Consider the following 12,668-nt stretch of genomic DNA (forward strand, 5'->3'; position numbering starts at 1 on the left):
AGAGCCTCGGCCGCCAAGCGTGGCTCTCCAGCTGGTGGGAACGTTCGTTTGAGGATTGAGCCGTTGGCTCGGTCAACCTGCGATAAATTCCACCTGAGAGAGCCCAGCCTCACCGCGTGGGAAAGCATAGAGCCGGTGCGATCCGGCGTCGTCCCGCGCTGCTTTGGTCATCGAGGCTTCCTGTACTTTGGTACCGCATCCATTGTATATCAGAGGGAATGAAATTAGCGATGTAACACTTCGGTTGATGGCGAGGGGGGCGCCGAATGATGACGTTCAACTTCGAGGGGCCACCAGTGGGCGACGGCGATGCGCCGGCCGATTGCCAGGACCAGTTGCTGCCTCTCGTCAATGAGATCGTGCAGGCCGCGGTGGCGGCCGGCTGGAAGCGGGACGATGTTCTTCTGGCTTTCGTGGAACTCGCCTGGGATCTGTACGAGAACCGGCGCGGTGATCTGTAGCAGCGGACTACCAATCACCGGCTCCGAACGGCGGCTCCCATGCTCGACCTCGCGGGCAAGCCATCAATCAGCGCAGGCTGCGCCAGGCACCTGCCGTCAGCGGTTGACGAGAACACAGAATCGCGCGACCGGGCGTGTCAGCACCGATTGGCGAACTCCTGGATGGCGAAGACCTCGCGCCGAGCGAAAATGAAACGCTCGGCAACTCCCATTCGCCGCCATTCCTTGTTTCTTTTCTCGAATAAAGATTTTTCTTTGCACGTGGGAGTTCTTCCCAAGCGAAGATGGCTGCGTTACGCTGTCTTCGGGGCCGGGAAGGGGATGTGAGGCGTCGTCGAGACGGCTGAGGCAGTGCCAATGAAAAATGCGGACGAGGCACGGGAAAGCGGCATTTCCCGAGGCATCGACCGGGAGCGAGCAGCTCGATACGTCCTGGACATCATTCCTGAAAGCGCAGGTCCCCACGGGGCCACAGCGCAAGGAAGCGTAATTTATTCCGTTCGCGGGCCCGGCTCGCAGACATTCCTGGCCAAGGAGTACTCCGCAGGGATCGTGCTTGCGCCCATGCAGCCTGCGCATCGTTCGCCGTCCGGACGGATCGCTCACATGAACGGGCCTCACGACGACGCCGGCCCGCGTCGAGCAATCACGAATTGTTTTTCGCGGGAACGGCCAGGGAGGCCTCGGGTTGAACTTTATCTGGAACTTATCAGGAGGCCGAAGAATGCCGGGCGATGATGGTTTCCCCGGGTCAGTTTCTCGAATCAATTCGGCGCGGCAGCCGGCGCTCACTGCAAAAGGCGGGCTTTCTCCCCGCGCCGCACGCAAGGTGCAAGACTTCCTGCACGAGAACTTCACCCGCAAGCTGGCGCTTGCCGAGATGGCTGCGGTGTGCGGGTTGTCGCCTTCTCATTTCGTGCGGGCGTTTGCCAGGACGTTCGGCGTGCCGCCGCATCAATATGTTCTCGACCTGCGGCTGGACCTCGCCGAAAGGCTGCTTGCCGACAGCCGCATGACGATCGCCGACATCGCTCATTCCAGTGGATTTTCAAGCCAGAGCCATTTTACCACCGTGATGAAGAAATACCGGCAGGTGACCCCATTGCAGGCGCGGGTAGGGAAGCTTAACGCCAAGATTAGATGAAGTGCCGCCCACACCGTTTCTTGGTTACTTTGTTTTAAAGCAGTTGCTAAGGTAACGAGCTGTTAACCTCCGCCTATATGCTCGGGTCTTTTCTCACAAGACAGCAATTTCGTGAAATACGGCAAGCAGGAATCATGTCTTCCTGCCGTGGACTGGAATTGTCAGACGATTCCATGCCGGCCAGCGGAGAGGGCACCATGACCGACAATCAGATTTCGAGCGGCTCGCCTGTTGTGCAGCGTCGCGCGGCGCATCTCGCCGGCAACTGGATCGCGAATGCCGATCCTCGCTCTCGCTCGGTTCGCCGTCGTTTGATGGCGGTCTTGCGCATGGCTCATCGCGCGCTGGGTATGGGGCGCAAGCGCCTGGGGCTGGGAACGCTGGGCGTCGGCGGGGCGCCGGCCGCGATGCTGGGCGCCTTCGCGATCGGCATGGCTGCAACGCCGGCCCTGGCGCAATATCAGGCGGGCGGCGGGTCCGCGACAGGCGGCAACGCCGTCGCCATCGGTAACGGCGCCACGGCGAATGGCAATAACAGCACGGCGTTGGGCACCTCAAACAGTGCAACGGGCGACGCTACGATCGCCATCGGCTATGCGATGAGTGTCAATGGCCTCAATTCCATAGGCATAGGCGTGTTCGCGGGCGCGACCGGCGTCAACGCCCTCGCTTTGGGCGGGAACGCCCATGCCAACGGGGACGGAGCAAGCTCGATTGGCGTCAACTCGGTTGCAGCCGCAGGCGCGGCCGCCTTTGGCCTGAACGCGCGTGCCGACGGATTGAACTCGACGGCGATCGGCTACGTTACCCGGGCGACCGGGCTGCGCGCCACCGCGCTCGGGTTTGGGGCAACAGCGTCCGGGCTGGATTCGCTTGCCCAAGGTAATAGCGCCGTCGCAAGCAATCAGAACGCCATCGCCATCGGCTTCCAGGCGACCGCGACCGCGATCAATGCCGTCAATCTTGGCAACCGAACTGTTGCGGGAGGGGGCGCCCTTCAGGAAAGCGCCATCGCCATTGGCACGGACGTACTGGCGTCTCAGGTTGACTCCACTGCGATCGGGCGTCAAAGCAAGGCAACGGGCACGTCCGCCATAGCGATGGGCGTCACAGCCGCGGCATCGGCAACTAACTCGGTCGCCGTCGGCGCCAGCACGGTTGCATCGGGAGCCTTCGGGGTCGCCATGGGTAACCAAGCGCAGGCGCTTGCAGCCGGTGGTGCTGTTGCGATAGGCTCGGGCGCAATCGTTGCCAGCACCGCGACCTCGGGCCTTGCGCTCGGCAACAATGCAAATTCCGGTGGTATTTTATCGGTTGCCGTAGGCGCCGGTACCAACGCCAGCGGCGACAATTCCACAGCCACCGGACGCCAGGCTGTTGCGAGTGGCACAAACGCCTCCTCGTACGGAACAGGATCCAAGGCGACGGGAGACAATTCCCTCGCTGCCGGCGTCAGCGCCAACGCCAGCGGGGTCGCCAGCACCGCGCTCGGCATCGGCGCCGCAGCGTCGGCCACAAGCGCCATCGCCATCGGCAACAATGCCGCGGCCAGTTCCACCAACGCGGTTGCCATGGGCACCAACGCGGTGGCGACCGGCGGCCAAGCCGTCTCGATCGGTGCGAACAACACCGCCTTTGGCGATGGCGCGGTCGCCATCGGCGATCCGAGCTACGCCAGCGGCACCGGCGCCTTCACCGGCGGCGCCAACAGCATCGCCAACAGCGACGGCACGGCGACCGCCACCGCGGCCAATATGGCCAATGGCGCCGTCGCCATCGGCAACAACAACAAGGCGATCGGGCAGGGCTCCGTCGCGCTGGGCAACGGCTCCACCGCGGGCGCCGCCGGTCTCGCCGGCAATGTCGCGCTGGGCAATGGCGCGACAGCGGCGGCAAGCTCGGGCGACGTGGCGCTCGGCTCGGGCTCGGTGACCGCCGTGGCGGTCGGCACCGCCAGTGGGGTGGTCAACGGCACGACCTATGCCTTCCAAGGCACCAACCCGACCTCGACGGTCAGCATCGGCGCGCCGGGCGCGGAACGCACCATCACCAACCTGGCGGCGGGGCGGATCAGCGCGCTCTCGACCGACGCGATCAATGGCTCGCAGCTCTTCGCCACCAATCAGGCGGTCGACGCCATCGGTGCCGTCGTCAACAACATCAATGTCGGCGGCGGCATCAAGTATTTCCACGCCAACTCGACGCTAGCGGATTCGCAGGCGCTGGGAGCCGATTCCGTCGCTGTCGGCCCGAACGCGGTGGCCAACAATGCCGGCGACGTCGCGATCGGCCTGAATTCGACGTCGGGCGCCACGACCAATGTCGGCGGCACGACGATCGGCGGCGTCAACTACACCTTCGCCGGCGGCACGCCGGCGGGCGCCTTCTCGGTCGGCTCGGCCGGCGCCGAGCGCCAGATCCAGAACGTCGCGGCCGGACAGTTGAACGGCGGTTCGACCGATGCCGTCAACGGCTCGCAGCTCTTCGCCACCAACCAGCAGGTGACGCAGAACACGACCGACATCGCCAATATCGGCGGCAACATCACCAATCTCGGCAACACGATCAACAACATCGCCGGCGACACCTCGGCGATCTACACCAACGCCAATGGCGAGGGCATCCGCTATGCACGCACCAACGAGACCGGCCTGGCGCAGACCGATTCCTTCGCGCAAGGCGTCGGTTCCACCGCAGTCGGCTACCAGGCGACCGCGACCGGCGTCAGCGCGCTTGCGCTCGGCCGCGACAGCGCGGCCAGCATCGACGGCAGCGTGGCGCTCGGTCAAGGTTCGGTCTCTGACCGCGCGATCGCTCCGGCTTCCGGGCAGATCGCGGCCGGCCCGTCCAACTTCATCCAGTACAACACCACCGACAAGACGCTGCTCGGCGCCGTGTCGGTTGGTACCGCCACGGCCTACCGGCAGATCACCAACGTGGCCGACGGCACGCAGGACCAGGACGCCGTGACTGTGCGCCAGCTGGCGGGAGCGATCGCGGCGGTCTCCGCCACCTCGACGAAATATTTCCATGCCAATTCGACAGCCGGCGACTCGCTGGCGGTCGGAGCGGAATCGGTCGCGGTTGGCCCGACCACGGTCGTCAATGGCGACAATGGCGTCGGCATCGGCAATGGAGCCGTCGTCGACCAGACGGCACCCGGCGGCACCGCCATCGGGCAGAACGCCCATGTGATGCTGGCCGACGGCATCGCGCTCGGCACCGACTCCACCGCCGCCGGCGTGCAATCCATCGCACTGGGCGCCGGCGCCCAAAGCACCTTCGCCAACAGCGTGGCGCTGGGCGCGTCATCCATCACCACGGTCGGCGCGCAGGCCGGCTACACAGCCTTTGCCCTCGGCGCCGCGCAGACATCGGCCGGCGAAGTGTCCTTCGGTGCCGCCGGGGCGGAGCGCAAGCTCACCAATGTCGCGGCGGGTTCGGCCGATACGGACGGCGTCAACGTCTCGCAGTTGCGCGGTGTCTCTCAAAACGTTTCCAACCTGTTCGGCGGCGGCACCACGGTCAATCCCGACGGCTCGATCACCGGCCCGACCTACAACATCCAGGGCAACAACTACTCGACCGTCTATGACGGCTTCACCGCCGTCAACAATGCGCTCACCACCATCAACAATGGCGGCGGCATCAAATATTTCCACGCCAATTCGACGCTGGCCGACAGCCTTGCCGGCGGCACCGACGCGGTGGCGATCGGGCCGGAGAGCGTGGCGAGCGGCACCGACAGCCTGGCCGCGGGCCATGGTTCGACGGCCACCGGGCAGGGCGCCGTGGCGCTCGGCCAGGGCGCGCAGGCCAACAATGCCAGCGATGTGGCGCTCGGCTCCGGCTCGGTGTCGCAGACCGCCGTCGGCACGTCCAACACGGTCATCAACGGCAAGACCTACGCCTTTGCCGGCACGACCCCGGACGGCACCGTCAGCGTCGGCGATGCCGGCGCGGAGAGGACGATCACCAATGTCGCCGCCGGACGCGTTTCTTCCGACAGCACCGATGCGATCAACGGCTCGCAGCTCTACGCCACCAACACAGCGATCGAAGACCTTACCAAAACGATCGGCGGCATCGGCGGCACCGTCCAAAACACCGTGCAGTACGACACCGTCACCAATCCGGACGGATCGACGACCAAAATCAACAAGATCACGCTGCAGGGCGGCGATCCGAATGCGCCTGTCGTCATCTCCAATGTCGGCCCCGGCGTTGCCGGCACCGACGCGGTCAACGTCAACCAACTGAACCTGAACCTGGCTCAGAGCAAGACCTATACCGACCAGGTGGCTGTCACGACGTTGCAACAAGCCAACACTTATACCGACCAGAAGTTCAGCCAGCTCAATTCCGACATCAGCGGCATCCGGGACGAAGCACGGCAGGCGGCGGCAATCGGTCTGGCGGCAGCCTCGCTCCGCTACGACGACCGTCCCGGCAAGCTGAGCGTGGCGGCGGGCGGTGGCTTCTGGCGGGACTCGAGCGCCCTTGCCTTCGGCGCGGGCTACACCAGCGAGGACGGCCGCATCCGTGGCAATGTGTCCGGCACGGCGGCGGGTGGAAATGTCGGTGTCGGCGCCGGGCTGAGCTTCACCTTGAACTGAGGCGGGGACCTGGGGCGGGAATGAACAGGCGAACCGGCCATGTCAGGCCAGGCTCGAATCCGGGAAACCCGTTTGGTTTTCCCGGACTAGCCATGGCATTCCTGACCTGCCTGGCGCTTGCCGGCGGGCTGGCGCCGGCTGCCGCGCAGACGGCTTCGCCCTATAGGGTCAAGCCCTCCGACGTGGTCGTGCCGCCGGACGTGAAGCTCGGACAATACCAGCGCACCATCCGCCCCTTCGAGAACTGGACGCTGATCTGCGACGAGAACCTCAAGGCGCGCAAGAAGGTCTGCAACGTCTCGCAGGTGATCGAGGACGGGGCGGGCAAGATGGCGTTCAGCTGGTCGCTCGCCGCCACCCAGGACGGCAAACCCTACATGATCCTGCGCACCGCGCCGAACGCCAGGAGCGATGGGCTGGTATCGCTGAAGTTCGAGGGGCGCGCCGAATCCATCGACGTGCATTTGAACGGCTGCAACGAAATGGTCTGTGTCGGCATGCTGCCGGTGGGACCTCTGATGCGCCAAGAGATAGCGCAGAAGGCGACGCCGGCGATTTCCTACCCGACCGTCGATGGCCAGACCGTCACCGTCACCGCAACGCTCAAGGGGCTGTCCGAGGCCCTTGCGCCAGTCAAATAACCGAGGCAGCACCGTGAGCCACCAAGACCCGTTCATCTCCGCGACGCGCAGCAACCCGACCGTCGAGCCGGATCGCAAAAGGACCGTCGAGCCGGACCGCAAGAGGACCGTCGAGCCGCCGCGGCGTTGGCCGCGCGTCATCGGTTTGTGTGCGCTGGGGCTGGCCATGATGGGCATCGGCTTCGCCGCAGCGAACTATGCCGCGATCGCCGGTCTCGTCGGCACGCCGACGGCCGCTCAGGCCGGCACGGCGCCGCCCGCGCTGCCGGACTCGCCCTTCCTCCAACACGTCAAGCAATCCGGCGTGCAGGCCTGCTCGACCGTCTATCCAGTGCTCGGACAGCTCTTGACGACCGGCTCGAAATACAGCGTCAAGTCGCTGTGGAGCGACCAGGCCGCCGACAAGCACGCCGTGCAGGCGCTTGTCGGCCTGGACTATGCGACCGAGCACTACAGCGGGCCGGCCGCCGGCATCGTTTTTGCTTCGCCCACCGCCACGGGTTGCGAAGGCACCATGGTGCGGGTGGCGCCGTTCGCCAGCCCCTGCGCCGATGTCACGTCCGCGCTTCCACAAGGCAGCAAGATCACGGATCATCTCGGACAGGTCGAAGTCTACGAGCTTGGCGGCAACACGGGCGAAGCCCTTCTGCTGCCGACGGGCAACACATGCGTGGTGATTTCCATCGCATCGGCGGCCAAGTGAGAATGTAAGGCGAATGGGCGAGGCGCCCTGGAAAGGATTGCGGACCATGAAATCGCGACGTTTGACAGTCTTGTGCATGGCCTTGCTGTGGAGCGGGCAGGTCGTCTCGGCCGATCTGGTGGAGCCGTCCGAGCCACCGCAGGAGGAGAAAGGCATCTGGGCGGCAATCGCTTACTCCCAGACCGATACCAAATACGGCTTCTTCTGGGGCGCCGACAAGCGGCAGGAAGCGAAGGACATAGCGCAGAAATATTGCGAGAATGCCGGTGGAAAGGCCTGCAACGTCGTTACCGTGTTCCGCAATCACCGTCATTGGACGGACGATGATAAGACCGGATTTCCCTACAAGCATTGCGGCGCGCTCGCCGTGGCAGACAAAGTGGAGCACCGGTTCACCCCGTGGGGCGTGAACTCCGCCGAGACCCGCCGGGAAGCGGAGGATCTCGCCCTGCAAGCCTGCGAGGCAGGGGGGACCCAATGCAAGATCCGTGAATGGGTCTGTACGTGACGATAAACACGGGTCCTCGAGCCGCTACTTCGGGCATTTGCCCGGCACCCAAGAGAAGGCAGCATTCATTGGTTCGTAGACAGCTTTTCCCGAAGGCAGCCGTCATCTGCGCGGCTGCCTTCGCCGCTTCGGTGCCGGCCGTTTTCGCGCAACAGCAGCAGGCTTCGCTTCCCAATGGCGCATCGTCGCTCCAGGAAACCTATCAGGACTGGCAGCTGGCCTGCGGCATGCAGGACAATTCCCGGGTCTGCACGGTCACGCAGGACCAGACGCAGAAAAACGGCCAGAGGCTTCTGGCCGTGGAACTGCGCGTGGGGCAGAAGGGCGGGCTGATCGGAACCTTGCTGCTGCCCTTCGGCATCCTGTTCGAGCCCGGCGTGACGCCCCAGATCGACGACCAGCCGCCCGTCGGGCCGTTGAAGTTCAGGACCTGCCTGCCGAACGGCTGCGTGGCGCTGTTTCCGATCGACCGGGCGCTGATGCAGAAGCTCAAGGCGGGGACCGAGCTGAAACTCGACGTCACCACCGCGGCCGACACCAAGCTGAGTTTTCCGGTGTCGCTGAAAGGCCTTGGCGCCGCCCTCGATCGCATGGTCGCGCTGAGCGCACGTTGACGAGGGTGCCGTACGCGACTGCCGGCGGATGCCAAGGTCCTCGTCCCCTGCGGGCGCTCAGCGTCATACCGGAGCCTGACCCGGTCGGTCATTTCAAAAGGCCCATTGCAGCGCGAGGCCGATAACCGACAATCCCATCGCGGTCGTCGCGAGCCAGCCGAGAAAGCGCAGCCAGCCCTCGACGGGGAATTCGCCCATGATTTCGGAACGCCCGGTCATCAGCATCATGACGGCCATTACGGGAACCGCGCATATGCCGTTGATGACGGCGCTCCAGTAAAGCGCCTTGATGGGATCGATCGGCGTCAGCATGATCCCCATTCCCAGCACCACGGCGGCGGCCAAGGTCGCATAGAATGCCATCGCTTGCTTCGGCTTGCGCTCCAGCCCCACTGGCCAGCGGCGCGCCTCGCCCACGGCGAAAGCGGCCGAGCCGGCGAGAACCGGCACGGCGAGAAGGCCAGTGCCGATAATCCCCATCGCAAAAATCACAAAGGCGAATTTGCCCGCGACCGGCTCCAGTGCCTTGGCTGCGTCGGTGGAGGAATTGATGTCGGTCACCCCCGCCTTGTGCAGGGTGGCGGCCGTGGTGACAATGATCGCAATGGCGATCAGGTTCGAAAAAGCCATGCCCACCAAGGTGTCGGCGCGAATGCGCTGGAACGCGCGCGGCGCCTGCCACGGTGCCCATTTCAGCGGCTTGGCCTTCGGGTCGATCTTCTCCTCTTCGACCTCTTGCGATGCTTGCCAGAAGAACAGGTAGGGAGAAATCGTGGTGCCGAGTATGGCCAGAAGCGTCGTGAAGAACGCCCGGCTCCATTCGACATGCGGAACAACGATTCCCTTGAGCGCCTCGCCCCATGGGATATCAGTCAGAAACGCGGCCACCACGTAGGCAAAGAGGCTCAGCGTTGTCCATTTCAGGACCGTGACGTAGCGGCTGTAGTCGAGGAAGACGATCGCCAAAACGCATGCCACGCCGAACGCAACGACGTAAAGCGAGCTTGGGCCGCCCACCAGCAACCACAATGCATCAGCCATCGCGCTCAGGTCCGCCCCGATGTTGATCACGTTGGCGGCGAACAAAAGCAAGGCTACAAAATACATCAGCGGAGACGGGTAGTGCCGTGCGAGGTTGCCGGAAATACCTCGACCTGTCGTCCGGCCTATTCGCGCTGCTATCTCCTGGATCGCGACCATGAGCGGAAAGGTGAAGACCATCGTCCAGCCGACATTGAACCCCAACTGGGCGCCCGCCTGGCTGTAGGTGCCGATGCCCGAAGGATCGTCGTCCGAAGCGCCTGTGATGAAACCAGGCCCGATTGTGCGCAGCAGCCGCTGGAATGGCCCTTTTGCCCGAAGATTGCTCTGTTTCTCAGAGACTTCGGCGCTTATGTTGCTCATGCAGGTGCTCCAAATACGGGGTCCCTTCCGTAATCCGCCTGAAGCAAAATTCGGCGATAGCCATTCGGTTCCGTTAGCTATCGCTGAAACGCCGTTGGTGCCGTGTCGCCAGGTCGTGCTTGCTTTGCCGGCGATATGCTATTTCTCAGGCGCGAGATCGAGCGAAGGTCTCGGCGATCGCGAGAACCGCGGCGTGTATAGGTCCCGCGGTTAGACTGGGCATGATCGACGCGTCGACGACAAAAAGATTGTCGAGCGCCTTCAGCCGCAGATCCGCATCGACGACGGCGTCCGGATCCTTGCCCATCCTGCAAGTGCCACAGGGATGATGATGCGTGATGACCGACTGCGCGATGAAGTCGTCCATGTCAGCCGCGCTGTTCAGGCTGCCTGGCAGGAGTTCGCGCTCGCGCCAGCCGGCGAGTTCATCCCGATGTCCGATCGTCCGGGCTGCCTCGAGCGCCTGGCGAAACAGCGCACGGTCCCGGCCGCTTTGCAAATATGCGGGGTCGATGATCAACCGATCATCGAGCTCCGGCCCGCTTATGCGCACGCTGCCGCGGCTCGCTGGATGGGTGATCCCGAACAGCAGCGAATATGCCGTGCCGGCGGCAGGCGCCTGAAAGCGTTCCGACACGATGGGCGCGATGCCGCAACCAACGACGATTTCGGGCTGACCGGTACCGGTGAACCCGTCGGCGCGCATATACGCCATCGATTCCGAGTGCTGGAGGCGCGATGGAGGAACGTGCCTGCGAGCCGCATAAAGGTTGCCGGCGCCAAGCAGGTGATCCTGAAGGTTTCGACCGACTTCCGGCATATCGATCAGGCAGCCAACGCCGGCGGTATCGAGCATGTCGTGCGGACCGATGCCCGAGCGCATCAGCAAAGCCGGACTTTCCAGCGCGCCGGCGCAAAGGACAATTTGATCCGCGAGGATTTCGACCGGACCCTGTCGCCCTGCGATTTCGAGGCCGCGGACCCGATTGCTCGCCAGGTTAAGCCGCCGCACTCGCGATCCCGTGAGGATGGTCAGGTTCTCGCGGCCTCGAACAGCCGGCGTGAGCCAGGCGTCCGCCACCGTAACCCGCCGCCCATCGCGAATGTTCAAGGAGTTCGGGGTGACGCCGATCATCTCCCCGCTGTTGTGCCCTTCAAGACGCGGCAGGCCGAGCGAAGCGCCGGCTTCGATAAACGCGCGCGCGACCGGACTGACCTCGTCGGCCGGCAAATGGACGGGCATCGGCCCGCCCTTGCCGTAAAGGCCGTTGCCGCCGAGCGGGTGATCCTCGATAGCCCGAAACGCGGGCAGCAATTCATCCCAGCTCCATCTGTTATCGCCGGTCGCGTCGACCCATGCCTGGAAGTCCCGGGGATGACCACGCATGTAACCCATCGCGTGCAGGCAACTCGAGCCGCCGACCACCCGCCCGCGCGCCCAGCGATGCACCCGGCCAGCGGTCCCGGCTTGCGGCTCCGTGCGATAGTCCCAATCGTAGCCACGGCCCTGAAGTGCCGGCCATGCGGCGGGGTTCCAGATGTCGGGATCCACCGCTTCTTCGCCTGCCTCGATCAGCAGAACGCGGCTGTCCGGCTTTTCACTCAGTCGCGCCGCAAGCAATGCGCCAGCCGACCCGCCGCCGACGATGACGATATCGGCATCCCGTTCGCGCTCAAAATTCGCCCAGCTCATCATCACTCCATCTGACGCTTGCGTATTTGGTCGGCAAGTTTGGCGCCGGCACGAGGTGGCCTACGCATCGAGCTGTGCGCGGACAGTCGATCCGCGACATCCTCAAAGGCTTCGGGTTTCAGGCGGAGCAACTGTCTTTCGAAAAACTCAAATCGCGCTGTCCATGGACATCTTCGCTGCCGCTTTGGCCTTCAACAGGTGATTTTTGGAGGCCTTGCGGGCGGCCTTCTCGTCGCCGGCGGCGATGGATTCGTATATCTCCTTCATCTCCGCCAGGCTGCTCTGTGCCCTGCCATCCAATGACATCGATCGTCCGCGAAAGAAGCTGATCCTGGCCACAAGGCCACGATGGACCTCCTCAAGGATCGGGTTGCCGCAATTGGCCAGTATGATCGAATAGAAGTCCGCGGCGGTCATGACCTGTGCCAGGCTGTCATTGCTGGACGCCGCCGCTTCGAACGCGGAAAGAGATTTCTCGAGTTCAAGCAACTGCTCCGGGGAAATTCTCGACGCGCAGCGTCCCGCGGCCTCGACTTCAAGCAGCTCTCGAACCTCGTAGATGGCGGTTGCCACTTCCCACGTAAGCGACGGTATCGACGGCCCGCGGTTGGGGACGATCTCGATCAGGCGCTCGGCCTCGAGACTGCGCAAAGCCTCCCTTAGCGAAGGGCGGCTGATGCCGAGTTGTGTGCACAGCTGACTTTCGATGAGGCGGCTTCCCGGCTGGAACAATCCGGAGAAGATGGCGAGCCGTAACTTGTCGACGGTCTCGCGTTGAACTGTTCGTGGGGAAATTCGCAAATTCAAATCTGGAGGCATCTCTAACGTCTCATCGGTTTGAGTCGCAATCTCCTAACCAGCATACGTCACGCCGTGGAAAATAG

At 64.0% G+C, this 12,668-nt stretch carries 10 protein-coding genes; 7 read left to right on the forward strand and 3 right to left on the reverse strand.

What is annotated here, in order from left to right; genetic code table 11:
• The first annotated feature begins 266 nt into the window (after positions 1-266).
• The 7 genes from FJW04_RS08480 (at position 267) to FJW04_RS08515 (ending at position 8,687) form a co-directional block, all read left to right on the forward strand.
• Positions 267-461 (forward strand): hypothetical protein, encoded by a 195-nt coding sequence (locus FJW04_RS08480; RefSeq protein ID WP_015315963.1) that lies wholly within the window; start codon positions 267-269, stop codon positions 459-461.
• 724 nt (positions 462-1,185) lie between these two features.
• Positions 1,186-1,605, forward strand: a complete 420-nt coding sequence (locus FJW04_RS08490; protein ID WP_015315964.1) for an AraC family transcriptional regulator — start codon at positions 1,186-1,188, stop codon at positions 1,603-1,605.
• A 197-nt stretch (positions 1,606-1,802) separates the two neighbouring features.
• On the forward strand, positions 1,803-6,221 hold the full coding sequence (locus FJW04_RS08495; protein ID WP_140713523.1) for a YadA-like family protein: 4,419 nt from the start codon (positions 1,803-1,805) through the stop codon (positions 6,219-6,221).
• A gap of 92 nt (positions 6,222-6,313) precedes the next feature.
• A complete protein-coding gene (locus FJW04_RS08500) occupies positions 6,314-6,862 on the forward strand; it encodes an invasion associated locus B family protein (protein ID WP_140617616.1) in 549 nt (182 codons plus the stop codon).
• A 13-nt stretch (positions 6,863-6,875) separates the two neighbouring features.
• A complete protein-coding gene (locus FJW04_RS08505; protein WP_181172905.1) occupies positions 6,876-7,565 on the forward strand; it encodes a hypothetical protein in 690 nt (229 codons plus the stop codon).
• Between the two features lie 46 nt (positions 7,566-7,611).
• Entirely contained in the window at positions 7,612-8,073 is a 462-nt protein-coding gene (locus FJW04_RS08510) for a DUF4189 domain-containing protein (protein WP_015315968.1), read from the forward strand.
• Between the two features lie 68 nt (positions 8,074-8,141).
• A complete protein-coding gene (locus FJW04_RS08515; protein WP_140713525.1) occupies positions 8,142-8,687 on the forward strand; it encodes an invasion associated locus B family protein in 546 nt (181 codons plus the stop codon).
• Between the two features lie 93 nt (positions 8,688-8,780).
• Here FJW04_RS08515 and FJW04_RS08520 read toward each other — a convergent pair whose 3' ends face one another.
• The 3 genes from FJW04_RS08520 to FJW04_RS08530 form a co-directional block, all read right to left on the reverse strand.
• Positions 8,781-10,091 carry a divalent metal cation transporter gene (locus FJW04_RS08520; RefSeq protein WP_140665240.1) on the reverse strand — a complete coding sequence of 437 codons (1,311 nt, stop codon included), beginning with the start codon at positions 10,089-10,091 and terminating at the stop codon, positions 8,781-8,783.
• Between the two features lie 145 nt (positions 10,092-10,236).
• Positions 10,237-11,787: a GMC family oxidoreductase gene (locus FJW04_RS08525; RefSeq protein WP_342447697.1), complete on the reverse strand. Its 1,551-nt coding sequence runs from the start codon at positions 11,785-11,787 to the stop codon at positions 10,237-10,239.
• Between the two features lie 144 nt (positions 11,788-11,931).
• Complete coding sequence (locus FJW04_RS08530) at positions 11,932-12,603, reverse strand: GntR family transcriptional regulator (protein ID WP_140617621.1); 672 nt, start codon at positions 12,601-12,603, stop codon at positions 11,932-11,934.
• Positions 12,604-12,668 lie beyond the last annotated feature (65 nt).

Origin of the sequence: Mesorhizobium sp. B2-7-3 (assembly GCF_006440715.1) — a bacterium.
In the GTDB taxonomy this organism is placed as follows: Bacteria; Pseudomonadota; Alphaproteobacteria; order Rhizobiales; family Rhizobiaceae; genus Mesorhizobium; species Mesorhizobium australicum.